The organism is Halorussus rarus, assembly GCF_003369835.1.
Lineage (GTDB): Archaea > Halobacteriota > Halobacteria > Halobacteriales > Haladaptataceae > Halorussus > Halorussus rarus.
Genome location: NZ_QPMJ01000002.1, coordinates 1,259,019 through 1,280,938 on the forward strand (window position 1 = coordinate 1,259,019; position 21,920 = coordinate 1,280,938).

The following is a 21,920-nucleotide window of genomic DNA, read 5'->3' on the forward strand; positions in this document are numbered from 1 at the left end:
CTGAAAATAGGAAGACTTAACCGGCGCCTGTCTGAGGGATTAGACGATTCGGTCATGGCAAACCGACGGAAATTCCTCAAATCCACGGCTGCGGTCGGTGCGGTCGGTCTCACCGGAACGGCCGGTTGTATCGGAAACCTCGGCGGTAGCGGGAGCGGGGACGAAACCACGGTCAACTTCATCCTCTCGCCCGCCGAGTCCGACGTCGACGTACAGAAACAGTACGAACCGCTGTTCAGCTACCTCGAAGACGAGACGGGCGTGACAATCGAGTCGAACGTGGCGAAAGACTACGCAGCGGTCCTGCAGGCGCTCAAGAGCGGCCAGGCCGACATCGCCGACGCGGCGCCCGCCGTCGCTATCGCGGGGAAGAAGGCGGAGTCGACCGACATCATGGGCATCCGGGTCGCGTACGGCGCCGCCAAGTACTTCTCGTTGATGACGACGAAGGCGTCGTACGACGGCATCAACGAACTCAGCGACCTCGAGGGCAAGACGATCGCCTTCGCCGACCCGCTCTCGACGAGCGGTTCGCTGTTCCCGCTGTACATGCTCAGCAAGGCCGGACTCGACGTCGGCGGTGCGCCCCAGGGCGACCCGGTGGACTTCAAGGGACAGTGGTCGGACCACTCCACCGCCCGCGAGACGCTCGTCAACCGCGACCCCGTCAAGGCCGCCGGCACCGGCGCGTTCTCGACGATCGCGCACGTCCCCAAGGACCAGCTCCCCAAGCGGGTCAAAGATATCAACCCCAGCATCGAGGACGCCGGCAGCGCGGACCCCCAGCTGGACCTGCTCCAGGCCTCCGACCCGATCCCGCGGGCACCGATACTCGCGCGCCGCGACTGGGAGGCCGACGCGCGCGACGACGTGCGGAAGGCGCTGCTGAACGCCGAGGAGAGCGACCTCATCGACGAGAACGCCGACGAGGAACTGTGGTTCACCGGCGTCACCGAGGGCGAGATAAGCGACTACGACCCCGTCGAGGCGGTTCTCAACGAGCTGGGGCTCGAGCTCGGTGACATCTAGGCTCTAACTCGCAATCTCATTGTTTTAAAGCCCGTAATCGCGCACTAATGATAGGAACCCGGCAGTACAGGTCACAGCCGACACAGAACAAGTATGAGTACGATCAAAGTTAATAACCTGACAAAGACGTACGGTGACGTTCGTGCGCTCGTGGACGTCTCCTTTGAGATTCCCGACGGCGAATTCGTCGTCCTGCTCGGGGAGTCGGGTGCGGGGAAATCGACGCTACTGCGCTGTCTCAACGGACTGACCTCCCCTACGGAAGGCAGTATCACCATCGGCGAGGAGGCGATAACCGGACCGCGCGACGACGTGGCGATGATTTTCCAGCAGCACTACATCATCGGCCAGATGAGCGCGTACTCGAACGCGCTCACCGGCTCGCTCAACCGAACGTCGTTCCTCAATAGCCTGCTGCAGCGCAACGGCCACGACGACAAGGTCGAGGCGCTCCGAGCGCTCGAGACCGTCGGTCTCCTCGATGAGGCCGGACAGCGGGCCGAGCGGATGAGCGGCGGCCAGCAACAACGGGTCGGCATCGCGCGGGCGCTCGTCCAGCAGCCCAACCTACTGCTGGCCGACGAACCGGTCGCCAGCCTCGACCCAGCCAGCGCCGAGACGGTGATGGGGTACATCCGGGACGCGGCCAAGGACCGCAACCTCACCACGATCGCCAGCCTCCACCAGGTGAATCTCGCCCGGGAGTTCGGCGAGCGATTCATCGGTCTGAAGGACGGCGAGCTCGTCTTCGACGGCTACCGCGAGGACCTCACCGTCGACGTCATCGACCGCATCTACGGGAACATCCAGACGAACGCCATCCGCGACGAGCGGGAGGCCAACGCATGAGCGCGGAGACCGACGGCGTCACCGACCGCGTCGAGGAGCGACTCGGCGACCTCAAGCGAATGAAGCGCATCCGGCGCGTCGGCATGCTGCTCATCGTCGGCGTCATCGCCGCCCTGTTCAACTTCGCGCTCGATCAGGTCGGGTTCACCATCGCCGAGATAATCCGGTACTGGCCGGAGTTCAACGACGCACTCGGCGAGTTCTTCCCGCCGGGAGAGGTGTTCGGCATCCCGTTCGTGGACCTCGGCGCGTACCTGACGTTCATCCAGGAGCGGAACCTGCTGGAGAAGGCCGTCGTCACCCTGGCGATGGGGTTCGCGGGCACCCTGCTCGGGCTTCCCGGCGCGCTCCTGCTGGGCGTGCTCGGGAGCGAGCGGGTCACGCCGTTCCCGTTCAACTTCATCTTCCGCGGCATGATGAGCACCATCCGCGCCATCCCGGCGCTGGTGTGGGCGCTCATCTACATTCCGCTGGGCGGGGTCACGCCGTTCACGGCGACGCTGGCCATCGGTACCGACACGATGGGGAACCTCGGCCGCCTGTTCACCGACGCGCTCGAGGAGGTCGAGACCGGTCCCATCGAGGCCATCGAGTCGACCGGCGCCGACCGCCGCCAGACCATCGTGTTCGGGATGCTCAGTCAGGTCGTGACGCCGTTCATCGCGTGGACGATGTACATCCTCGAGATCAACGTCCGGATCGCGGTCACGATGGGACTCATCGGCGGCGGCGGACTGGGGTACGTGCTCTCGACCGAGCGCGGCCTGTTCCACTACACGAACATGATGGCGACCATCCTCGTCATCCTGCTGCTCGTCATCAGCGTCGAGATGATAAGCCAGCGCACCCGGTCGTACATCCGCGCCGACGACGACGCCGACCAGAAGGGGCTCATCCAGCTGCTCGCGGAGTTCCCCCAGCGGATGGCCGAGTCGATGTGGCGGTGAGCGGTCGCCGCCTGCCACGCGTTCGATAGCCAGAACCGGGACTGGGACCATCGCTGTCCTCCGACGTCCCGTCCGCATCGGCGGACGACAGTTCGTATTCTCGCCTCACACAGCCGTTCGACCGGGGAGACGGCTGTAGGGACCCAAACCCTGAAGAGCGCCGAGCGTCCTCCTGCCGATATGGGTTCCCGAGAGCCGAGCAGGCGCGCGTTCCTCCGTCGGGCGGGCGCGGTCGGCGGATCTGCGGTCGGCGCGACCGGAGCCGCCGGAGCGACGGCGACGGGCTCCGGCGAGTCTGCAGCGACCGGGTCCGCCGTCGGCGTCCCCGGGCTCGACACCGACCACCGGGTCCGCTGGACCTTCGAGACCGACGAGCGCGCGACGATCTACCCTGCGGTCCGCTCGCGCGGGGCGGTCGTCGCGCTCGTCCGGACCGACGCCGACGACGGGCTGGGGTTCGAGCTGTACGCCTTCGAGACCGACTCGGGCGAGACCCGCTGGCGGCGCGGCCTCGACGACCGGTCGACCTTCCCGACGGCCGCCGGCGGGACGATCTACGCCGTGGAGGGCAACCGACTGCTCGCGCTCGACGCCGCCGACGGCAGCGAGCGCTGGCGGTTCGCGACCGCGGGCCTCGACTACCGGAGCTTCGCGGTCGGCGACGAGGCGGCGTTCGTCGCGGACAGCTCGGGGGTGACCGCCGTCGACGTCGCCGACGGCAGCGAGCGCTGGTCGACCGCGGTCGACGCCGACGGCCCGCTAGGACAGCCGACCGTGGGCGAGGAGCGCGTCTACCTCGGCGGCGAGCGCGGGTTCCGCGCGCTCGACAGGGCGACCGGCCGCGAGCGGTGGACGACGCGGACGGCCGCCGGCGAGCGGACGCTGGCCGCCGGCGTCTGGGAGGACCAGCTGGTCGGGTGGTCGAGCGACGCGGTGTACGGGCTGCGGGTCGCCGACGGGACCGAGCGCTGGCGGACCGACCACGAGGGGGTCCGACCGTACCCCGCGGCGGGTGCGCTCGCCGGCGACGCGGCCTACCTCTGGGGCGGGTCGCTGGCCGCCATCGACCTCCGGACCGGCGCGAAGCGCTGGACCTTCGAGTCCGAGTACGGCGAGGGCCACAGCCCGGTGGTCCGGGACGGCGGCGTCTACTTCCCGCTCTCCGACGACTTCGTCGCGCTCGACGCCGCCGACGGCAGCGAGCGCTGGCGCACCGGCGCCGGGACGCCCCACCGGTTCTGGGGGACCGCGACCGACGGGCTCGTCTACGTGGTCGGCGAGCGCGAGGTCGCCGCCGTCGACGCGGCGTCGGGCCGCGAGCGCTGGACGCTCGACTTCGGCGACGAGCGGGGGCTCTGGGCCGACGCTTCGGGCGATCTCGCGCTGGCGGCCACCCGGAGCGGGACGCTGTACGCGGTCGACCGGCCCTCGCCGCTGGCCACCGCGCCGGTCGCCACGGCCGAGCGGTTCGCCACCTCGCCGGCGGGGCTGGGGCTGCTCGGGCTGCTGGGCGCCGGCCTGCTCGGCGTCGGCTACCGCCGGGCGACGGTCCGGGGCGACGACCCCGACGCCGACGTCGCGTTCGGCCGCCTCGACCGACTCGCCGCCGGCCCGGTCACCGAGACGTACCGCAAGCGGATTCGGACGCCCGACGGCCCGGCGCTGGTCGCCGAGACGCGGCTTCGCGAAGGCGCCGACGCCGAGACCCGGCGGATCGTCGCCGAGGCCGTCGAGCGGTGGGCCGAGCTTTCGGACGCGGTCGACGCCGTCCTCCCGATTCTGGACCGCGGGACCGGCCCGGACGGCGAGTACGACGCGGGCGACCGCCGCGACGCAGACGACCCGGTTCCGTGGTTCGAGACCCCCTTCGCGGCGGGCGGGTCGCTGGCCGACGCCTGGCCGGTCGCCGCCCGCGAGCGCGTCGAGGTCGCCTCGGCGGTCGCCCGGACGCTCCACGCGGCCCACCGCGAGGGCGTCGCGCACGGCCGGCTCGCGCCCCGACACGTCTTCCGCGGCACCAGCGACCTCGCGGGAGGCGCCGCCGGTGCGGGGACCGACGTCCTCGTCGGCGGCTGGTTCCTCGCGGACGCGCTGGCGGGGGTCGGCGAGGAGCGCGACCCCTACGCGCCGCCGGAGGGACCGCGGGGGACGGACGTAGAACGCGCAGACGGCGACGCGTCGGCGAGCACCGACGACGAATCGGCGGGCGTCGCCGGCGACGTCTACCGCGTCGGCGCGCTGGCCTACCACCTGCTCGCGGGCGCGGTACCGGACCCGGACCCCGAGCCCGCGAGCGCGCTGAATCCGGGTCTCTCGGCCGACCTCGACGGCGTGCTCGCACGGGCGCTCGCGAACGACCCGGTCGACCGCCACGAGTCGGCGCTGGCGTTCGACGACGCGTTCCGGTGGGCCGCGTTCGACCGCTAGCGGACCCGGACCGCGACGTAGCACGCCGCGACGACCAGGCAGCCGACGCCCGAGAAGAAGGTGGTCGCGCCCCACGCGAGCGGCGCGAGCGACCGGCCGCCCGAGCGCCGGGGGCTGCGGCGCCGGGCGTCGGCGTACACCAGCACGGCGAACACCAGCGGGACCACCACGGCCGCGGCGCCGAGCGCGAGCGAGTCGACCGTCGGGACGAGCGCGGGAACGGGCAGGGGCATGGGAGCGGGTCTTCCCACGCGCGTCCCATAGTTATGCGCCGATTACCGGCGGAATCCAACCCCCTATGTAGTTCAGCTGACCGGTAGTCGACGCCGTCAGTAGTCGCCCAGCTGGGACTGGCCGCCCGCGTCGCCGCCGGCCATCGCCGCGGCCTTGTCGAGGGCGGCGTCGAGGGTGTCCTCCTGGCTGCTGTCGTAGAGGGTCGCCGCGGGATGGACGCAGATAAGGAGGTCCCGGACCCCGCCGCCGAGGTCGACCTGCTCGACGCTCCCGGCCTCGTTGGTGACCGCCACGTCGCGGTCGAGCAGGTGCTCGCTCGGGACCTTCCCGAGGGTGATTATCACCTCGGGGTCGACCTGCTCGATCTCGCTCTCGAGGTACGGCCAGCAGTTCTCCAGCTCCTCGGCGGTCGGGTCGCGGTTCTCGGGCGGGCGGCACCGCACGCAGTTGGTGATGCGCACGTCCTCGCGGGCCAGGCCCCGGTCGCGGAGCTTGTCGTCGAGGATGGTGCCGCTCCGGCCGACGAACGGCTCGCCCTGCTGGTCCTCTCGCTCGCCGGGGCCCTCGCCGACGAACAGCAGGTCGGCGTCGGCGGGACCGGTGCCGTTGACGATCCGGCTCCGGCTGTCGACCAGTTCGGGACAGCGCGTGCACTCGGTGACCTCGAGACCGTCCATTTCTCCCATGCGTGGGGCCACGGGTCGGTGGTATTAAGACTCGGCGGCCTCGGGTCGGCGGAGGAGTGAGAACCGATACGTACTGCTCACGGACGGCAGTAAGGGAGGCGATTACGACCGCCTCGAAAGCCCCCGGTCGCTCGCGGTCGCTCGGCGACATAGCCTCCACACGCTGCGTCCGCTCCGGATAGAGGTCGCCGAGACGACCGAGTAAACGCGAGCGACCGGCCCCTTTCAGTCCCGCCCGACGGAGAACGGTCGGTCAGCGCTCGCCGGCGGTGTCTGCACTCTCGCGCCGCAGATCGTCGCCGGCCCGCGCCGCTAGCCGGGCCACCCGGAGCGGTTCGGGCCGGCCGCCCTCCGGAGTGAACGCCCGGACCGCGTCGCGGGCTTCGCTCGCGTCGACGCCGACCGAGCGCACGAACACGGTCTGGTCGTTGACCGCGAGTCGCTCCCTGGCCGGCTGGCGCTCGAAGACGTCCCTGCGCCGTTCCAGCGCCTCCCCCTCGAACTCGGCCTCGAACGCCTCGACCAGCCCCGGGCTCTCCTCGAAGGTGACCGAGACGACGGGCCGGTCGGTCGCCTCGCTCACGCGGCGGAGGTCGACCACGTTGTACCACGCCAGAGCGATACCGGCGACGAAGACGTATCGCACGTCCTCGCGGTCGAGGTCGGCGAAAAGATCGATTATCGCGTCGGTGGCGTCGAGACCGCCGACGGTGCAGGTCTCGAAGGCGAAGCCGTCGGTGACGCGGCTCGCCCGGGCGACGGCGCCCGCGAGCGTGCTACGACGTTCCCGGTAGGACTCGGCGACGCCGAGCGCGCGGACGCCCGGCTTCACGGCTTACGTCTCGTCCTGTTCGTCGTCCTTGATGTCCTTGAGGCGGTCGATGAGCTCGTCGTTCGAGGCCCCGATCTCGAAGTCGACGCTGCCCTCGTGGGAGTTTTCCTCGGTGTCGACGCCGCTGTCGTCGTCGAAGTCCGAATCGTACTCCTGGTTGTCCTGTTCGGACTCGTCGTAGCTCCCAAATCCCATGTGCACGAGTATGTAGGACCTTCGACCACTAAAGTCCCCCGCCGCCCGTCAGCGTTTTGAGGGGTGGCGCCGAACAGCCCGGCATGTCAGTCCACAACGTCACCGCGGAGGCGGAGACGTTCACCTGCAACGCTTACCTGGTGGAGGGCGACCGGACGGTGCTGGTCGACGCCGGCAGCATGCCCGGCGTCGTCGACGCCGTCGCAAATTACGTCGACGACGTGGACGCGGTGGCGCTGACCCACCAGCACGGCGACCACGTCGCCGAGCTCGACGCGGTGCTCGACGCCTACGACGCGGACCTGCTCTGCTACGGCGACCACCCGCGCCGGACCCGGAAACTCGACGACGGCGACACCCTCCGAATCGGCGACGAGGAGTTCGAGGCGGTCTACTCGCCGGGCCACGCCGACGACCACCTCGCGTTCGTCTCGGAGTCGACCGTCTTTAGCGGCGACGTCGTGGTGTACAGCGACGGCGCCTTCGACGACGGGAGCTTCGGCCGGACCGACATGGAGGGCCAGTCCCGCGAGCGCGAGATCGAGAGCATCCGGGAGATTCTGGACCGCCTCCCGGAGGGCGTCGAGCACATGTACGCCGGTCACGGCGACGAGTTCCACGGCGACGTCCGCGAGGTCGTCGAGCGTGCGCTCGAACGCGCCGAGCGCCGCGAGCCCAAGTACCCCGAGGAGTAGTCGCCCGACGGGGATTCTCGCGACCGACGGGCGAGCACGCCGACGAGCAATCGACAGTCGTTTTACGCTTCGACGCGCCCGTCCGAATCCCGACAGATGAAGGCCCAGGAGAAAGTCGCGGCGTTCTTCGCCGAGCACGACATCGAGGGCGAACCGGCCTACCAGATACTCGACCTCGCCTCGGAGGTCGGCGAGATCGCCAAGGACGCGGCCGACTCGACCGACTACGGCGCGGCGCCGGAGGACCTCGAGGTGAAGACCGACGAGCTCGGCGACGTGCTGTTCTCGCTGCTGGCGGTCGCCGAGTCGCTGGACGTCGACGCCGACGACGCGCTGGACGAGGCGCTGGCGAAGTACGAGGCCCGCATCGAGGAGACGGGCGACCCCGGGTCGGGCGAGTAGGTCGGGGGTCGGCCTCCGGTTCGCGTCTCACTTCTTTACGTAGTCGAGCCACGGGACCAGCAGCGCCAGCCACACCACGATGGCGACGCCCGACTGGAGCGTCCGATGCAGGGGGAGGAGCCACGCCACCGCCACGGCGACCGCCGCGGGGACGCTCGCGACGACCAAGATCGAAGCGTCGGCGTCGCCGACGGACTTCGGAATCGACATCCTCCCGGATTCTCGAGAGACCGGAAAAACGGTTGGGTTGGGGTGACAGCTTTCGGTGACTGGCACTGCGGGAGAACAGAACTGCTCCGGGACAGGGCCGACGGACTGCGAGATGCTAGCTACTGCCGTCATCGATGTCCAGCACAGCACCGCACCGCGACAGCCTCACGCCTCCCCAGCCTCCTCGCGCAGTGAGGGCGCGGCCACGAGGGCCGCGCCAGTGCGCGCCGGGGATCAAGTACGAGTCTCGCACCGAGGAAAACTTAGTTCGCGCCTTCACTCCCCGTCGTCGCTCACCTCGTCGTCCCAGTAGTCCACCGCCGCGTCCGCCGGGAAGTAGCCGGAGATATCGCGCTCCGCGGAGTCGCCGCCCGGCGGCGCCCCGGCGAAGACCCCCACCTTGTCGGAGTCGGGGTACCGGGTCACGTCCGGGTCGCGCATGGTCGAGACCACCAGGTAGCGCACCGGCTCCTCGCCGTCGTTCCGGAGCGCGTGACCGCCGTCCTCGCCCGCCGGGAACGCGGCGTAGTCGCCGGCAGAGACGGTCGTCTCGCCGTCGGGCATCCGGAGCGTGGCCTCGCCCGCCAGGACGTACAGCGCCTCCTCGTTGCCGGCGTGCCAGTGGTAGGGCCACGCCTCCTTGCCGGGCGGGACCTCGTAGAGGCTACAGCCCAGCCGCTCGCTCCCGGCGGCGTCGCCGAGCTGTTTCCGCCGGAACGCGTGTTCGCCGCGCTCGGTGGTCGACCACTCGCGGTCCGCGGCGGTGACGATTCCGTCCCTGGCGGCCTCCGTGCCGCCACTCTCGGTAGCGTCCGCGTCGTCGTCGGTGCTCGCCATACCGGGCGTTCCCGCCCGAGGGAGAAGTAACTAGTCGGCGCGGCGATACTGGAGAAGACCGCCGGGACCGGCGAGCCGCGATCAGGCGTTGCGCGGTTCCTTGCTCTTGGGCCGGAGCTTGCTGTAGCCGCACTTCCGGCAGTTGTCGGCTTCCTTGGGGTTGCGAGCGTTGCACCGCATGCAGATCATCTTGTCGAGCGTCCGCGCCTCCGCTTTCTCGAAGCTGGCCATACCGACCGGTTGGCCGCGGGCGCATTTAAACCTTGCAGAATGGGCCGGTCGCGGCGACAAACCCTAACTGTGCCTCCGTCGACCACTGGGCCATGTCGGACGGACGCGCCGCCGCGTTGGTCGCGCTCGCGGTCGCCCTCGCCGTCGTCGCGCCCGCGGGAGCGGTCGGTCCCCCGGAAGCCCTCGCCCCTGCAGAACCGGCCGGGCCGGTGGGAGCGCAGGTCACCGCCACCGACGCCACCGAGATTTCGGGCTGTACCGCCATCACGTCGCCCGGCGAGTACGTCCTCGCGGGGAACGTGACCGACGCCTCGCCGGCGCGTCCCCGGACCGGCCTCGGCGCCTGCATCGCGATACGCGCCGACGACGTGACGCTCCGGGGCGGCGGTCACGTCGTCGCGGCCAACGAGACCGGCGCGCCCGGGGTCGTCGGCGTACTGGTCGGCGGCCGCGAGCGACGCGCGAACGTCACGGTCCGGAACCTCGCCGCGACCCGGTGGGGCGCGGGCGTCGCCGTGCGCGGGGCGACCGGCGCGACGCTGTGGAACGTCTCGGCGCGGAACAACCTCGGCGACGGCATCTTCGTGGAGGGCGCCCCCGAGATCGAAATCCGGGGCGGGACAGTCGCCGGGAGCAACACCGGCGTGTTCGTCCGGGACGCCCCCGACGCCAGCCTCGCGGGACTCGACGTCACGGACAACCTCGTCGGGGTCTCGGTCCGGAACGCCGACGGCGCCGCGGTCGAGCGCGTCCGGATCGACGAGAGCTCGCAGTACGGCCTCGGCGTCTTCGCGTCGGCGAACGCCACCGTGGCCGACGCGACGCTCCGGGACGACGGCTTCGCCCACGTGGTCGTCTCGCGCGCCGACGGGGTCGACCTCCGAAATCTCACGATAGGCTCGGAGTCGGAAACGCAACCGAGGTCGGGAGGCGCGTCGGCCGCGCAGTCGGCCGGGACGGTCGGCGTCTACCTGAACGACTCGACCGGCGTCCGGCTCGCGGACGTCTCGGTCGCCGACGCGCCGGGGACGGCACTCTACGCGGTCGGGAACTCGTCCGCGGTCGGCGAGCGCGTCAGCCTCGGCGGCACCCGCCTGGCCTTCGAGGTGCGGGACGTCGCGCTCGACGCGGCGGCCGACGCGCCGCCGCTTCCCCTCACCGAGCGCCGGGTCGTCGGCGCACCGCTCCGCGCGGTCCCGACCGGCGAGGGCGCCCGCCTGTCGCTGTCGGTCGGCTACGACGAGGCCGCAATCGAGCGGGCGAGCACGACCGAGGACGCCCTCTCGCTCTGGCGATTCGACCCCGGTGAGGGGTGGCGGCGAGTAGGGTCGGCGGTCGGCGCCGAGGCGAACGCGGCGAGCGCGACCTTCGGGAATCTGAGCGAGAACGGGACGGTCGTCGCGCTCGTCGGCGAGGGACTCGCGGAAGCGGAGGATGCGAGCGCACGGGACCGGCGCGGCGGAAGCGCGGCCGCCTAGTCGCCGTCGGCCTGCGCCTGCCGCTCGCCCGCGTCGAGGTACTCCTGCTGGACCGCGACCACCTCGGTCGAGTCCCCGCAGTCGGCGTACCGCCGGAGGGGTTCGGCGTTGAGGTCGAGGAACGTCTCGCCCCACGTGAACTTCGAGAGGATGCGCTCGGCCTGCTCGCGCTCGTCAAGGATGGTCAGCGCGGCGGCGAACGCCTCGACGGTGTTGAGTCGGAAGGGCCTGCCGTAGTTGACGGGGTTAGCCGCCACGAGGAACGGGAGCGCGCGGTGGACGCCCGGCATCTCGAAGAGCGCGCGCTCGGAGGTCTCCCACGAGCAGTCGAGCGCGACCAGCCTGTCGGTCTCGGCGCGGTCGGCCGGCGAGAGCGCCCGCTCGGCGTGGGGGTTGAGCACGATGCCGTAGGGCGTCGCCCCGGCGCTCCGGTGGAGCTCCGCGAGGTCGAACCGGGCGAGCTTCCGGGCGGTGCACTTGTCGGGGTCGTCGTCGCCCTCGTAGCGGACGTGGAGGTTCACCGGATAGACGTAGGTGTGAGGTGTTGAAAAGTCGCTCGGAGGAGTGGAGCTCTCGTTGTCAGTGCCGACAGAATTGAGGAGATGACTGCTTCGAAAGCCCCCGGTCGCTCGCGGTCGCGGTGCTGTGGGGTGGATGAAAGGGGCCGGGCGGTCGCGAGTCGCCGGAACTCAGAGGTCGACGTTCTCGTCGCGGCTCGCGGCGATGTCGAGGTACGCATCGGCCTGCTCCGCGTAGGGGCCGCGCGCGACCACGCCGTCGCCCTCGTCGTACTCGACCAGCCCCATCGTCGCCAGCTTCGGCAGCTGGGAGTGGCGCAGCGAGGTGAACACCCGCTTGCAGTGCTCCTCGGACACGAGGTCGATGGGCTTGCCGGTCTCCCACGCCGCGACCGTGTCGACCAGTTCGCGGAGGTCGAGGTGACCCTCGGCCTCCCGGAGCGCGACCAGGACGTACCGGCTCCGCTTGGAGGCCAGCGCGTCGAAGACGTTGTCCTGTGACAGCGGCGGTACGTCGAAGTCGGGCTGGCGCGGGGACGGCCGGGGCGCCGCCGTACGTCCGTTGCTGTCGGCTACGTCGTCGTTCATTGACGTATGATAGTCCGCGAGGAGGGGTGTTTCTGCTGGCTCACTAGTAATGGCCTTTAAGTGTACGTTCGGGGAAAATAGCCGGACGGCGACGACCCGCCCGCGGTGCGGTCGTTCGGCGGGGTACCCCGACTCGACCGACAGGACTTTTCCGACTCGACCGCCGAGGGGGAGGCATGCGAGAGGCGCTGCGCGAGAGCGCGACCGCGGGGTCGCTGCTGGCCGTCGTCGGCGCGCTGGCGGTCGCGACGGGGCGGCCGTTCCTGTTCCCGAGCCTCGGCCCCTCGGCGTTCCTGCTGGCGACCCGGCCGTCCGCCCCGACGAGCGCCCCGCGGCGGGTCGCCGGCGGGCACGCGGTGGGCGTGGCGGCCGGGCTGGTCGCCTACCACGCGCTCGCGTCGGGGATGGTCCTCACCGCCCCGCCGACCCGGCTCACGGCCGCGAGCGCCGCGCTCGCGGTCAGCGGCGTCGCCTCGGTCGCACTGACGACCGCCGGGATGGCCGCCGCGGACCTCCGGCACGCGCCGGCCTGCGCGACGACGCTCATCGTCTCGCTGGGGCTGCTCTCGTCGCTCGCCGACGCCCTGCTGGTCGTCGCCGCCGTCGCGGTCCTGCTGGCGACCCACCGCGCGCTGCTCGCGGCCGACGTGGCGCCGGTGGGGCCGGTCGCCGAGCGGGCGAAGTAGGGCGGACGGACGCTACTCGGGCGATCGGGACGTATCATCGGCTCTCACTCGACACGATTTTTCCCCGGCGCGCGCTGGCGTCTGCGGGAGCGAAAGCGACCGCAGGCTCGTGGGAGCTTCGCTCCCACGGCGCGACCGCCGTGTCGCGCCGAGCGTGCGAGGTCTTCGGGAACGAAGCGACCGAAGGCTCGTCGGAGCATGCCTCCGACGGTGGACGAGCAACGCAGCGGAGTCTCGCTGAGCGTAGCGAAGCGAGGCTCGGAAGACGAGCGAAGCGAGTCTTCCGGTGCGAGTAGCGCAGTCGGTTGGGGAGGTGTGAGGCGGTTGCGGTGCTGTGCGGTAACTCATTTGTGACGGCAGCAGCTAGCTCGCATCGGAACTACCGATTCACGCTCCGGAGACGAGGTCGTCAATCCATCATCGAGAGAACAGCAGAATCGAATCGAGAACAGCTACGCCGAGACCGCGCCGCCCTCGCCGCCAGATTCCATCTCCCGCACCTCGCGGGCGAACTCGCAGAAGTTCTCGAAGACCAGCTTGGCCTCGCAGGCCGCCCGGTAGTTCTCCTCGGTGATGCCCGCCAGCACCGCCTCCTTGCGCTCGTCGTCGAGCTCCTTGCCCTTCGTGACCGTCTCGGCGGTCTCGGCGTCGTACTCGGGGTGGAACTGGACGCCGAACGCCCGGTCCTTCCGGAAGCCGTGGTTCCCGTAGTCGTTGGTCGCGGTCTCCTCGGCGCCCGGCGGGAGCTCGACCACGGCGTCCGAGTGGGTCGTGAAGGCGGTGAACCGCTCGTCGACGCCGTCGAACAGCCGCGAGTCGCCGGTGTGGTCGACCTCGCGGTAGCCGATCTCGTACTCGCCCATGTCGGCGACCTCGCCGCCGAGCACGTCCGCGAGCAGCTGGTGGCCCCAGCAGACGCCGAGGCAGGGCAGCCCCGCGTCGATGGCCTCGCGCACCCACGCCTTGGTGGGCGGAATCCACTCCTCGTCCCAGTAGACCGACGACCGTGAGCCAGAGACCACGACGCCGTCGAAGTCGAGGGTCTCGGGCAGTTCGCCGCCCGTCGCGTCGAACTCCACCAGGTCGGCGTCGAGCTCCCGCCGGAAGTTCCGCCGGGTGTCGGTGGGGTCGTGGGCGGCGTTCACGAACGCGATTCGCAGTCGACTCATCGACTACGCGTAGCACGCCCCGTTCAAAAGGGGTTTCGCTACCGGGAGTCCTGCCGGTACCCGTGACGGCTCGCCGCGAGTCGGGCGCGACCGGCCGCGTCACGAGGGTGGAATCACTCCACGCTGGTGCGGAGGATCGCGCCCTCCGCGGGGTTCTCGTTGGCGAAGTTGCAGATGAACAGGTCGCCCTCCTGGCTGTCGGCCGTCCCGAAGACGACGTCCGACGGGAACACCAGGCCGTCGTCGGCCGACGCGACCGTCGTCGTCTGCTGGTCCGGACCGACGCGGACGACCTCGTCGATCGAGTTCGCGGCGACGTACACCGCCCCGTCGCGGGTCTCGATGCCGTCGGCCCCGAAGATGGCCGGACTCTCCAGGTAGGGGACGGCGTCGGTCGCGCTGCCGTCGTCCGCGACCGGGGCCCGAACCAGGCGACCCACGTCCTCGCCGGCGTCGTTCGTCGCCCGGGTGACCGCGACGAACACCGCGCCGTCCGGGCCGAACGCCAGGCCGTTCGCGCCGAAGCTCTCCGTGTCGAGCGAGTCGGCGTCGAGCCAGCCCGACGCCGCCGTCTCCGGGTCGGTCGCGTCGAGGGGCACCTCGTACACCCGGCCGGCGAACGACTCGGTGACCAACAGGCGTTCGCGGTCGCCGTCGTAGAGGACGTCGTTGGGGAAGACCTGCTCCTGGTCCGGCGGCGAGACGGCGGCGAAGAACGCGGGGTCGCCCCCGTCCGGCGGCACCTCCCAGACGCCGGTGCCCGCGTCGGCCTGCGACGCCACGTACAGCGTGCCGTCGGCGCCGACTTCGACGCCGGCCGCGCTGCCCGGCATCGTCGCGACTCGGGCGGCGTCGTCGAGCGTCAGCCCGGTCTGCTGGGTCTGCTCGGCGGAGAGTCGCCAGACCTCGCCCGCGGTGATGCCGAAGTAGAGGCTGCCGTCGCCGTCGATGGCGAGGTTCTCGGGCACCGTCTGCTCGCCCGGGATCTCGACGACGGTCTCCACGCTCGACTGGGCCGCGGCCGTCCCGGCGACCGAGGGAACGAGGCTCGCACCGGCGATTTTCACGGCTGTTCGGCGAGTGAGTTGCATAGCAGCGATTAGTCATCCGACATTTGCTTAAGCGCGTCGCAAGCGGCAAGCACGGTAATCGGGGTGGCGAAAATTAAGGCCGGAGCTCGGTTGGTATTCGCGTCAGGAGCCGCTCCGCAGGAGGAACATCCCGGCCGGAAATAGTAATGCACGCAGACACGACTCGCGGTCGCAGGCCGGGAGCCGAATCCCCCGTCGTCTCGGACCGCGACCGGCCCCGTGCACAACCTCTTGGCACTGTACCGAGTAGAGCGGGGTGATGAGCAAAGCCGAGTCCCTCTTCGACCTCCTGGCCGGCGGCGAGGAACTCACCATCGTCTGCCACAACAACCCCGACCCCGACTGCCTGGCGAGCGCGCTCGCGCTCGGCCGCATCGCCGCCCACGCCGGCATCGACGAGCGGCGCATCCTCTACAGCGGCGACATCTCCCACCAGCAGAGTCGGGCGTTCGTCAATCTGCTCGACCTCGACCTCACCCAGTTCGACCCCGCGAGCGTGCGCGACCGGGCCGAGGACAGCCTCGTCGCGTTCGTCGACCACTCGGTGCCGGGGGTGAACAACGAGGTGCCCGAGGACGTGGAGATAGACGTCGTGGTCGACCACCACCCCGCGGAGAATATCGCGGCCCGGTTCGTCGACCACCGGGAGGCCGCGGGCGCGACCGCGACCATCATGACCGAGTACGTCGACGCCCTCGACGTCGAGTTCGACGAGACGCTGGCGACCGGACTCCTGTTCGCCATCCGCCGGGAGACGCTGGGGTTCCTCCGGGGCGTGACCCGAGAGGAGTACGGCGCTGCCCAGTTACTCCACGACCACGCCGACATGGAGATGCTCCGGCGGCTCTCGACGCCCGCGGTCAGCGGCGCGACGGTCGACGCCATCGCCGACGCGGTGGACAATCGGACCGTCCGCGGGTCGGTGCTCATCTCCCACGTCGGCCGGACGAGCGAGCGCGACGCGCTCCCGCAGGCCGCCGACTACCTCGCCACGCTGGAGGGCGTCGAGACCGCCATCGTCTTCGGCCTCGTCGACGACGAGATCGAGCTCAGCGCGCGCTCGACCGACACCCGAGTCCACATCGGCAACGCCCTCCACGACATCTTCGACGACGTCGGCAGCGCCGGCGGCCACCGCGAGATGGCCGGCGGCCAGGTCCCGCTCGGGGTGTTCGCCGACCTGACCGCCGACGGGACAGACGCGGAGCTGGTCGACATCGTGGTGAAGGTGATCACGAACCGGCTCATCGCGGGGCTCAAGCTCGGCGACGACGGGGGCGAGTCCGGAAGCGGGAGCGATGGGGCGTAGGGCGCGGTCGCCGAATCGAGGGGGACGCGAGTCCCGCGCCGGCGACTCGCCTCACTCCTCGTCGATTCGCTCCTCGCCCGAGAGGTCCCGCCGGAGCGCCGCCCGGTCGAGTTCGCCGGTCGAGCGGCGCGGGAGCGACTCGACCCGGTTCAGCTCCCGGACCGCCACGTCGTCGGGCAGTTCCGCGGCGAGGGCGTCCCGGAGGTCGCCCGGGTCGGCGTCGCCGACGAACGCCGCGAGCGCGCCCTCGGCGTCGGGGACCACGCCGACCGCAGTCACGCCCTCGCACGACTCCAGCGCGCGCTCGGCCCGCCGGGGGTGGACCCGGGCCGACGCCGACTCGAACCCCTCGCGCGCCGGCCCGAGGAGGTAGTAGTCCCCGCCCTCGCGGACGGCGAGGTCGCCGGTCGGCACCCACTCCGGGAAGGGCTCGCCGCCGGCGTCTGCGTTGTCGCCGCTGTCACTGCCCTCGCCGTCCGCGTCCCCCTGCACGTACCCCCGGGGCGTCACCGGTCCGCGGAACCGGAGCTCGCCGACCTCGCCGTCGTCGACCGGGTCGCCGCCCTCGTCGGCGAGGCGGACCTCGCAGTCCGGGAACGGCCGGCCGACGCGGTCCGGGTCGCTCGTACGGTCACCACTGTTCCCGCCCGCCGGCGGACAGTAGAGGTTGTTCGGGCCGGTCTCGACCCGGCCGTAGGTCCGGACCACTGGCGCCTTCCGGGCCAGCGCCTCGCGGACGTCGGCGGGCAGCGCCGACCGCGTGCCGACCCAGTCGACGCTCCCGAAGTCGGTCGCGCCGAACGCCTCGCTCTCGACCAGCTCGCGGTACTCGGTCCCCCCGGCGAAGAGGGCGGTCGCGCCCTCCTCGGCCACCGCGTCGAGCGCGCCCTCCGGGTCGAACGCCCGGAGGACGACGACCCGGCCGCCGACGTAGAGCAGCGGGAGGGCGAGCCGGAGGAGCCCGTCGGCGTCCGAGAGCGGCAGCGTCGCGGGCGCGCAGTCGGTCCGGCCGAGCCCCCACGCCGCAGCCGCCGTGACGCAGTTCCACTCGACCGTCCGCGCCGGGAGGTCGACCACGCGCGGCGCGGTCGTCGGGTCCTCGTTCAGCGACTCGCCGCGCCGGTTCGCGCCCGGCTCCTCGCCGACCGCCGGCCGGTCGGCCTCGCTCTTCGCGTGGAGGTACGCCAGCGAGTCCTCGGGGCCGGGGTCGACGCGGTCGTACGACTCGCCGTCGTGCCGGCCCAGCTCCTCGAAGGTGTGGGTCAGGTCGTCGGGCAGTTCCCGGACCAGGTCGCGCTGGGCCGCCTCGTGGACGACCGCGGCGGGGTCGACGATCGCCAGCGGCTCCTCGACGGTCGCCGGCGTGAGCCGGTACGACACCGGGGCGAACACCGCCCCGAGCCGCCGCGCCGCGAAGAACAGCGCCAGCGTCTCGACCCGGTTGCGCGAGAGCACGGCCACCGGGTCGCCCGGCCCGACGCCGAGCGCGGCGAGCCGGCGGGCCATCGCGTCGGCCTCGGACTCGAGGTCGGCGTAACTGACCCGCCGGTCGGCGCTCGCGTCGACGATCGCGGTTCGGTCCCCCCAGAGCGCGGCCCGGCGTTCGAGCGAGAGCGTCATGGCGGGAGGTTCGGCGTCAGCGGACGTAGGCGTTGTTGCGGCGGAGGCGACCGGAGCGTCGCGACGCGCCGCGAGGGAAGCCACCTCGTTCGTCCGGGCGTGGCGGCGGTTCTAGACACCTAGAGCTGTCGTTTCGGCGTCCAGTTTCCGTACTAAGCGTCCACCTCCATCGCGCTACCGCGCCGAGAAGTAAACCGTGATGAAAGAGAACGACCGCATCGCAGATCGCATCGCCATCGCAGTGGTCCTGCTCGGACTCGCACTCGCGAGTGCCGGGGCCGGGACGTTCGGTCCGACCGCGGCACAGCCACAGACCGGCGTCGGCCAGCCGGGCGGGAGCCTCGTCGACGGGACGCGGTTCGACTTCCCGATTAACAACGTCACCGCGGGCGTCGGCGCCACGCTGTCGGCGTTCGCCTTCCCAATCGACAACGCGACCCTCGTCGCGGGGGCCGGCGGAAGCGCGTCCGACCTGTCGTCGGCACGAGGCGCAGTTCCGCTCGCGCCCGGCCAGGACATGGACCCGTACTGACGAACCATGACGGGAGACCGAACAACCAGGGAGTCACTGCACGCGCGGAACCGAGCACCGGCTGTCGGGGTACCGTTTCCGACGGGAGCCGGCGGGTCGAGCGCGACGAGAGAGCGGGTGAAACTCGGGGGCGTAGTGATCGTCCTCGTCGGGGAACTTCTCGCCGCACTCGTCGTCCTCGCGGTCGTACTGGGATAGCTCCCGGGACGGCGCGTTCGACCGCAGAAGCGCCGGCGCCGGGTCAGTCGTCGGCGTGGTCGGTCAGGAACCCGACGACAGCGTCGTTGACCGCCTTCGAGCGCTCGACGTAGAAGAGGTGTTCGCCGGGGAATCGCCGGAATTCGCCCTTCGGGAGGCCGTCGGCCAGCAGGCGGCCGTTCTCGACCGGGACCACCCGGTCGTCCTCGCCGTGGCACACGAGCGCCGGGACCGTGATCTCGTAGAGGCTGTCGCCGACGTCGAAGTCGGCCATCGCGTCGAGGTGGCCGCGCTGGGCCGCCGGGTCGGCGTCCTCCTCGCGCCGCCACGCCACTATCCGGTCGACCAAATCGTCGGTCTCCAGCAGTTCCTCGCCGGCGACCGGGTCGAGCGAGCGCCGGAGCGAGTCGGGGTCGTCGGGGCTCGCCAGCAGGCGGTCCCGGACGTCGTCGGGAACCGCCGTCGCCCGCGGACCGCCCGGCGACGTCCCGAGCAGCGTCAGCGTCCGGGCGCGCGAGAAGTCGAGCGCGTACCGCAGCGCGACCATCCCGCCCAGTCCCGCGCCGACCAGGTGGGCCTTGCGCGCGCCGCGGTCGGCCAGAACGGCGTCGACGTCGGCCGCCATCTCGGCGACGGCGTAGGAGCCCGGGGCGTCGGAGTCGCCGGTGCCCCGGGTGCTCGGAATCAGCACCTCGAAGGGGCCCGCCAGCGCGGGGAACTGCCAGCTCCACTGCCAGGCGCCGTAGCCAGCGTCGGCCAGCAGCACGACCGGCGCGTCGGCGGTCGACCCGCCGTCGCCGCCGACCTCGTAGTGGATGGCGACGCCGTCAGAGTCCGCGAGAGGCATGGTCGGGGGTTCGCGGTCGGGGCGTTTCAGTGGTTCGTTCCCGCCGCGGTGCGCGAGTCAAAGTCGGGGCGGTCCCAATCCGGCGTCACAGTTCCTCGACGTCGACTGCGTCGAACGACTCGTCGACGACGACGCGGAGTCGGTCGCCCCCGGCCTCGACGGTCACGGCGACCCGCCAGGGGTCCGCGCCGAGGAGTTCGGTGTTGTTGTCCGACGAGACGAACTCCAGGTCCCAGACGTACTCGGCCGAGAGGTCGAGGCCGCGCTCGTAGCAGAACGACACCACCGCGGGGTGGTCGAGCAGGTGCTCGCCGACCCGGGTGTAGTGGAACGATCCGCAGCGGTCGCACTCCCGGCGGACCAGCACCTCGTTGGCGGCGTCGTCGGCGTACCGGTGGTCCTCGTCGGGGTCGAGCAGTCGGATGTCCATCCGGCCCGAGCAGAACTGGCAGATGGCGTTCGACAGCGACGAGAGGTAGTCCCGCACGCGCCGGTCGACGACCCGGAGGGTCGCGGCCCGCGAGTCGGGGTCGATGCTGCTCGGCGGCAGGTGGCAGTGGTAGTAGCTGCTCTCGCAGTCGGGACACTCGATTCGGAACACCAGGTCGCGGTACTCGGCCTCGAGCCGGGCGTCGCAGGCGTGGCAGTCGGAGTCGAGTTCGAAGGGCTCGACCCGGAGGCTCTCGGTGAACGTCCCGGCCCGGAGCGTCCGGTACACCCGGACCCCGGGGAACCGGAGGCGGTAGCCCGCCGGCCCGTCGGGCCGTTCGACCTTCTCGACGAAGTGGCCGACCAGCTCGCCGAGGTGGTAGTTGAACCGGCCGCTCCCCGCCACGTCGGCCCGCTCGCGCAGCTCCGAGAACGAGAGCGGCGTCACCTCCCCGGGCTCGGCGGCGTCACCGAGCGCGCGGAGTATCGCGAGCCGGGTCTCGTCGCCGAGCAGGGTGAACGCGTCGTCGGCGTCGAGTTCTGAGTCGGTCCTGACGTCCAGTTCCTCGGACATGGTCGCTGTCCCGACCCACGCAGTCGTCCGCCAAACCTCTTCGGGAACCGCGGAGCGGAGCACCGCGAGACGGGTCTTCGACTGACCGCGCGGGAACTCGCGGAGACGGACACTTTTTATCGGCCCTGCGACAATCCGACCGCATGAAGGCCATCAAGGACAGCGTCCACGACCACGTCCCCGTCTGTGACCTCGCGGCGGACCTGCTCGACACCCCCGAGCTTCAGCGGCTCCGCCACATCAAGCAGCTCAGCACGGTCCGGCTGGTCTACCCCTCCGCGAACCACACCCGGTTCGAGCACAGCCTCGGGGTCTACCACCTCGCCCGCGAGGCGTGCTCGCAGTTCGACGTCGACGCCGACCGCGCGAAGGCGGTCAGGGCCGCCGCGCTGCTCCACGACGCGGGCCACGGCCCCTACGGCCACCAGACCGAGGGCATCATCGAGCGCCGGCTCGGCCGGCACCACGACGAGGTCGGCGACCTGCTCGGGGCGGGCCGGCTCGCCGAGGTGCTGGAATCACACGACCTCGACCCGGCCGAGGTCGCCGACCTGGTGGCGGGCGAGGGCCGGCTCGGCCAGCTGGTCGCGGGCGAGCTCGACGTCGACCGGATGGACTACCTGGTCCGGGACGCCCACCACACCGGCGTCCCCTACGGCACCATCGACCACTCCCGGCTGCTGGCGGCGCTCCGGTTCCGCGACGACCGCCTCGTCCTCTCGGAGGGCAACGTCCAGACAGCCGAGGGGACGCTGGTCGCCCGGGCGCTGATGAACGCGACCGTCTACCGCCACCACGTCTCGCGCATCGCGGGCGCCATGCTCGAGCGCGCGGGCGAGCGCCTGCTCGACTCGACCGACCTCACCGCCGAGGCGTTCGCCCGGATGACCGATGACCGGCTGCTCGGCGCGCTCCGTGACTGTCCGGCCACCGCCGACGCCGCCCGCCGGCTCGAACAGCGCGACCTCTACAAGCGGGCGGTCTGGGCCAAGCTCGACGCGGTGCCCGACGACGCGGTCAGCGCCGACCGCGAGGCGGTCCGGGAGTTCGAGCGCGAGATCGCAGACGCGGCCGACGTGGCGCCCGAGTCGGTGCTGGTCGACACCCCCGGCGAGCCGAGCATGCCCGAGACCTCGACTCGCGTGGTGGTGGACGGCGAGGTCCGGCGGCTCGCCGACGAGTCGCCGCTGGTCGAGGGGCTGCGGGCGGCGGGCCGCGCCCAGTGGCGGCTCGGGGTGTACGCGCCCGAGCAGAAGGTCCCCGAGGTCGGCGCGGCGGCCGAGCGGGTGCTGGGTATCGAGGGCTGA

General features: G+C 71.3%; 25 protein-coding genes. 11 read left to right on the forward strand and 14 right to left on the reverse strand.

Annotated elements, in window-relative coordinates; all coding sequences use genetic code 11:
• Positions 1 to 54 precede the first annotated feature (54 nt).
• The 4 genes from DVR07_RS14545 to DVR07_RS14560 all read left to right on the forward strand — a co-directional run bounded on the left by DVR07_RS14545 (position 55) and on the right by DVR07_RS14560 (position 5,252).
• Positions 55 to 1,029 carry a PhnD/SsuA/transferrin family substrate-binding protein gene (locus DVR07_RS14545; protein WP_115797988.1) on the forward strand — a complete coding sequence of 325 codons (975 nt, stop codon included), beginning with the start codon at positions 55 to 57 and terminating at the stop codon, positions 1,027 to 1,029.
• 93 nt (positions 1,030 to 1,122) lie between these two features.
• The gene (gene phnC / locus DVR07_RS14550) at positions 1,123 to 1,878 is read left to right on the forward strand and encodes a phosphonate ABC transporter ATP-binding protein (protein WP_115797989.1); all 756 of its coding nucleotides are present in this window, start codon (positions 1,123 to 1,125) and stop codon (positions 1,876 to 1,878) included.
• Complete coding sequence (gene phnE, locus DVR07_RS14555; RefSeq protein WP_115797990.1) at positions 1,875 to 2,825, forward strand: phosphonate ABC transporter, permease protein PhnE; 951 nt, start codon at positions 1,875 to 1,877, stop codon at positions 2,823 to 2,825. The genes phnC and phnE overlap by 4 nt, the downstream gene beginning before the upstream one ends.
• Positions 2,826 to 3,005: 180 nt before the next feature.
• Positions 3,006 to 5,252, forward strand: a complete 2,247-nt coding sequence (locus DVR07_RS14560) for an outer membrane protein assembly factor BamB family protein (RefSeq protein ID WP_115797991.1) — start codon at positions 3,006 to 3,008, stop codon at positions 5,250 to 5,252.
• Here DVR07_RS14560 and DVR07_RS14565 read toward each other — a convergent pair.
• From DVR07_RS14565 to DVR07_RS14580, 4 genes are all read right to left on the reverse strand, one after another.
• Positions 5,249 to 5,485, reverse strand: a complete 237-nt coding sequence (locus tag DVR07_RS14565) for a hypothetical protein (protein WP_115797992.1) — start codon at positions 5,483 to 5,485, stop codon at positions 5,249 to 5,251. The genes DVR07_RS14560 and DVR07_RS14565 overlap by 4 nt on opposite strands.
• Before the next feature lie 96 nt (positions 5,486 to 5,581).
• A complete protein-coding gene (locus DVR07_RS14570) occupies positions 5,582 to 6,172 on the reverse strand; it encodes a uracil-DNA glycosylase (RefSeq protein ID WP_115797993.1) in 591 nt (196 codons plus the stop codon).
• A gap of 253 nt (positions 6,173 to 6,425) precedes the next feature.
• Positions 6,426 to 7,004 carry an endonuclease dU gene (locus DVR07_RS14575; protein WP_115797994.1) on the reverse strand — a complete coding sequence of 193 codons (579 nt, stop codon included), beginning with the start codon at positions 7,002 to 7,004 and terminating at the stop codon, positions 6,426 to 6,428.
• A 3-nt stretch (positions 7,005 to 7,007) separates the two neighbouring features.
• The gene (locus DVR07_RS14580; protein WP_115797995.1) at positions 7,008 to 7,199 is read right to left on the reverse strand and encodes a DUF5786 family protein; all 192 of its coding nucleotides are present in this window, start codon (positions 7,197 to 7,199) and stop codon (positions 7,008 to 7,010) included.
• Positions 7,200 to 7,282: 83 nt separating this feature from the next.
• On the opposite strand from DVR07_RS14580, the gene DVR07_RS14585 reads away from it, so the two are divergent.
• Positions 7,283 to 7,894 (forward strand): MBL fold metallo-hydrolase, encoded by a 612-nt coding sequence (locus DVR07_RS14585; protein ID WP_115797996.1) that lies wholly within the window; start codon positions 7,283 to 7,285, stop codon positions 7,892 to 7,894.
• Between the two features lie 96 nt (positions 7,895 to 7,990).
• Complete coding sequence (locus DVR07_RS14590) at positions 7,991 to 8,296, forward strand: MazG-like family protein (protein WP_115797997.1); 306 nt, start codon at positions 7,991 to 7,993, stop codon at positions 8,294 to 8,296.
• Positions 8,297 to 8,323: 27 nt separating this feature from the next.
• On the opposite strand, the gene DVR07_RS14595 is transcribed toward DVR07_RS14590, so the two are convergent.
• From DVR07_RS14595 to DVR07_RS14605, 3 genes are all read right to left on the reverse strand, one after another.
• Positions 8,324 to 8,506 carry a hypothetical protein gene (locus tag DVR07_RS14595; protein WP_115797998.1) on the reverse strand — a complete coding sequence of 61 codons (183 nt, stop codon included), beginning with the start codon at positions 8,504 to 8,506 and terminating at the stop codon, positions 8,324 to 8,326.
• A gap of 276 nt (positions 8,507 to 8,782) precedes the next feature.
• Complete coding sequence (locus tag DVR07_RS14600; RefSeq protein WP_115797999.1) at positions 8,783 to 9,343, reverse strand: cupin domain-containing protein; 561 nt, start codon at positions 9,341 to 9,343, stop codon at positions 8,783 to 8,785.
• An 81-nt stretch (positions 9,344 to 9,424) separates the two neighbouring features.
• Positions 9,425 to 9,574: a 50S ribosomal protein L40e gene (locus tag DVR07_RS14605; protein WP_115798000.1), complete on the reverse strand. Its 150-nt coding sequence runs from the start codon at positions 9,572 to 9,574 to the stop codon at positions 9,425 to 9,427.
• Positions 9,575 to 9,666: 92 nt separating this feature from the next.
• On the opposite strand from DVR07_RS14605, the gene DVR07_RS14610 reads away from it, so the two are divergent.
• Positions 9,667 to 11,052 carry a right-handed parallel beta-helix repeat-containing protein gene (locus DVR07_RS14610; RefSeq protein WP_115798001.1) on the forward strand — a complete coding sequence of 462 codons (1,386 nt, stop codon included), beginning with the start codon at positions 9,667 to 9,669 and terminating at the stop codon, positions 11,050 to 11,052.
• Here the strand turns inward: DVR07_RS14610 and DVR07_RS14615 are convergent.
• Positions 11,049 to 11,573: a DUF367 family protein gene (locus tag DVR07_RS14615; RefSeq protein ID WP_115798002.1), complete on the reverse strand. Its 525-nt coding sequence runs from the start codon at positions 11,571 to 11,573 to the stop codon at positions 11,049 to 11,051. The genes DVR07_RS14610 and DVR07_RS14615 overlap by 4 nt on opposite strands.
• A 168-nt stretch (positions 11,574 to 11,741) precedes the next feature.
• Positions 11,742 to 12,158 (reverse strand): DUF7344 domain-containing protein, encoded by a 417-nt coding sequence (locus tag DVR07_RS14620; protein WP_115798003.1) that lies wholly within the window; start codon positions 12,156 to 12,158, stop codon positions 11,742 to 11,744.
• Positions 12,159 to 12,334: 176 nt separating this feature from the next.
• Here DVR07_RS14620 and DVR07_RS14625 point away from each other — a divergent pair, with 176 nt between their 5' ends.
• On the forward strand, positions 12,335 to 12,844 hold the full coding sequence (locus DVR07_RS14625) for an HPP family protein (protein ID WP_115798004.1): 510 nt from the start codon (positions 12,335 to 12,337) through the stop codon (positions 12,842 to 12,844).
• A gap of 452 nt (positions 12,845 to 13,296) precedes the next feature.
• Here DVR07_RS14625 and DVR07_RS14630 read toward each other — a convergent pair whose 3' ends face one another.
• Both DVR07_RS14630 and DVR07_RS14635 read right to left on the reverse strand, forming a co-directional pair.
• Positions 13,297 to 14,013, reverse strand: coding sequence for a type 1 glutamine amidotransferase (locus tag DVR07_RS14630; RefSeq protein ID WP_115798005.1), 717 nt, complete (start codon positions 14,011 to 14,013; stop codon positions 13,297 to 13,299).
• Positions 14,014 to 14,126: 113 nt separating this feature from the next.
• Positions 14,127 to 15,104: an SMP-30/gluconolactonase/LRE family protein gene (locus tag DVR07_RS14635; RefSeq protein ID WP_115798006.1), complete on the reverse strand. Its 978-nt coding sequence runs from the start codon at positions 15,102 to 15,104 to the stop codon at positions 14,127 to 14,129.
• 259 nt (positions 15,105 to 15,363) lie between these two features.
• On the opposite strand from DVR07_RS14635, the gene DVR07_RS14640 reads away from it, so the two are divergent.
• Positions 15,364 to 16,413, forward strand: a complete 1,050-nt coding sequence (locus DVR07_RS14640) for a DHH family phosphoesterase (RefSeq protein WP_115798007.1) — start codon at positions 15,364 to 15,366, stop codon at positions 16,411 to 16,413.
• Positions 16,414 to 16,464: 51 nt separating this feature from the next.
• Here the strand turns inward: DVR07_RS14640 and DVR07_RS14645 are convergent, their stop codons facing one another.
• Positions 16,465 to 18,033 (reverse strand): class I adenylate-forming enzyme family protein, encoded by a 1,569-nt coding sequence (locus DVR07_RS14645; RefSeq protein WP_115798008.1) that lies wholly within the window; start codon positions 18,031 to 18,033, stop codon positions 16,465 to 16,467.
• 199 nt (positions 18,034 to 18,232) lie between these two features.
• Here DVR07_RS14645 and DVR07_RS14650 point away from each other — a divergent pair, with 199 nt between their 5' ends.
• Positions 18,233 to 18,565 carry a hypothetical protein gene (locus DVR07_RS14650; RefSeq protein WP_115798009.1) on the forward strand — a complete coding sequence of 111 codons (333 nt, stop codon included), beginning with the start codon at positions 18,233 to 18,235 and terminating at the stop codon, positions 18,563 to 18,565.
• Positions 18,566 to 18,806: 241 nt separating this feature from the next.
• On the opposite strand, the gene DVR07_RS14655 is transcribed toward DVR07_RS14650, so the two are convergent.
• Entirely contained in the window at positions 18,807 to 19,610 is an 804-nt protein-coding gene (locus DVR07_RS14655; RefSeq protein ID WP_115798010.1) for an alpha/beta fold hydrolase, read from the reverse strand.
• Positions 19,611 to 19,695: 85 nt separating this feature from the next.
• Positions 19,696 to 20,613 (reverse strand): winged helix-turn-helix domain-containing protein, encoded by a 918-nt coding sequence (locus DVR07_RS14660; protein ID WP_115798011.1) that lies wholly within the window; start codon positions 20,611 to 20,613, stop codon positions 19,696 to 19,698.
• 143 nt (positions 20,614 to 20,756) lie between these two features.
• Here DVR07_RS14660 and DVR07_RS14665 point away from each other — a divergent pair, with 143 nt between their 5' ends.
• Complete coding sequence (locus DVR07_RS14665) at positions 20,757 to 21,920, forward strand: HD domain-containing protein (protein ID WP_115798012.1); 1,164 nt, start codon at positions 20,757 to 20,759, stop codon at positions 21,918 to 21,920.

Bases quoted from the DNA above. Each gene is read 5' to 3' on its own strand.
- DVR07_RS14545 (WP_115797988.1), top strand. From the start codon at position 55: ATGGCAAACCGACGGAAATTCCTCAAATCCACGGCTGCGGTCGGTGCG.
- phnC (WP_115797989.1), top strand. From the start codon at position 1,123: ATGAGTACGATCAAAGTTAATAACCTGACAAAGACGTACGGTGACGTT.
- phnE (WP_115797990.1), top strand. From the start codon at position 1,875: ATGAGCGCGGAGACCGACGGCGTCACCGACCGCGTCGAGGAGCGACTC.
- DVR07_RS14560 (WP_115797991.1), top strand. From the start codon at position 3,006: ATGGGTTCCCGAGAGCCGAGCAGGCGCGCGTTCCTCCGTCGGGCGGGC.
- DVR07_RS14565 (WP_115797992.1), bottom strand. From the start codon at position 5,485: ATGCCCCTGCCCGTTCCCGCGCTCGTCCCGACGGTCGACTCGCTCGCG.
- DVR07_RS14570 (WP_115797993.1), bottom strand. From the start codon at position 6,172: ATGGGAGAAATGGACGGTCTCGAGGTCACCGAGTGCACGCGCTGTCCC.
- DVR07_RS14580 (WP_115797995.1), bottom strand. From the start codon at position 7,199: ATGGGATTTGGGAGCTACGACGAGTCCGAACAGGACAACCAGGAGTAC.
- DVR07_RS14585 (WP_115797996.1), top strand. From the start codon at position 7,283: ATGTCAGTCCACAACGTCACCGCGGAGGCGGAGACGTTCACCTGCAAC.
- DVR07_RS14590 (WP_115797997.1), top strand. From the start codon at position 7,991: ATGAAGGCCCAGGAGAAAGTCGCGGCGTTCTTCGCCGAGCACGACATC.
- DVR07_RS14595 (WP_115797998.1), bottom strand. From the start codon at position 8,506: ATGTCGATTCCGAAGTCCGTCGGCGACGCCGACGCTTCGATCTTGGTC.
- DVR07_RS14600 (WP_115797999.1), bottom strand. From the start codon at position 9,343: ATGGCGAGCACCGACGACGACGCGGACGCTACCGAGAGTGGCGGCACG.
- DVR07_RS14605 (WP_115798000.1), bottom strand. From the start codon at position 9,574: ATGGCCAGCTTCGAGAAAGCGGAGGCGCGGACGCTCGACAAGATGATC.
- DVR07_RS14610 (WP_115798001.1), top strand. From the start codon at position 9,667: ATGTCGGACGGACGCGCCGCCGCGTTGGTCGCGCTCGCGGTCGCCCTC.
- DVR07_RS14620 (WP_115798003.1), bottom strand. From the start codon at position 12,158: ATGAACGACGACGTAGCCGACAGCAACGGACGTACGGCGGCGCCCCGG.
- DVR07_RS14625 (WP_115798004.1), top strand. From the start codon at position 12,335: ATGCGAGAGGCGCTGCGCGAGAGCGCGACCGCGGGGTCGCTGCTGGCC.
- DVR07_RS14630 (WP_115798005.1), bottom strand. From the start codon at position 14,013: ATGAGTCGACTGCGAATCGCGTTCGTGAACGCCGCCCACGACCCCACC.
- DVR07_RS14635 (WP_115798006.1), bottom strand. From the start codon at position 15,104: ATGCAACTCACTCGCCGAACAGCCGTGAAAATCGCCGGTGCGAGCCTC.
- DVR07_RS14640 (WP_115798007.1), top strand. From the start codon at position 15,364: ATGAGCAAAGCCGAGTCCCTCTTCGACCTCCTGGCCGGCGGCGAGGAA.
- DVR07_RS14645 (WP_115798008.1), bottom strand. From the start codon at position 18,033: ATGACGCTCTCGCTCGAACGCCGGGCCGCGCTCTGGGGGGACCGAACC.
- DVR07_RS14650 (WP_115798009.1), top strand. From the start codon at position 18,233: ATGAAAGAGAACGACCGCATCGCAGATCGCATCGCCATCGCAGTGGTC.
- DVR07_RS14655 (WP_115798010.1), bottom strand. From the start codon at position 19,610: ATGCCTCTCGCGGACTCTGACGGCGTCGCCATCCACTACGAGGTCGGC.
- DVR07_RS14660 (WP_115798011.1), bottom strand. From the start codon at position 20,613: ATGTCCGAGGAACTGGACGTCAGGACCGACTCAGAACTCGACGCCGAC.
- DVR07_RS14665 (WP_115798012.1), top strand. From the start codon at position 20,757: ATGAAGGCCATCAAGGACAGCGTCCACGACCACGTCCCCGTCTGTGAC.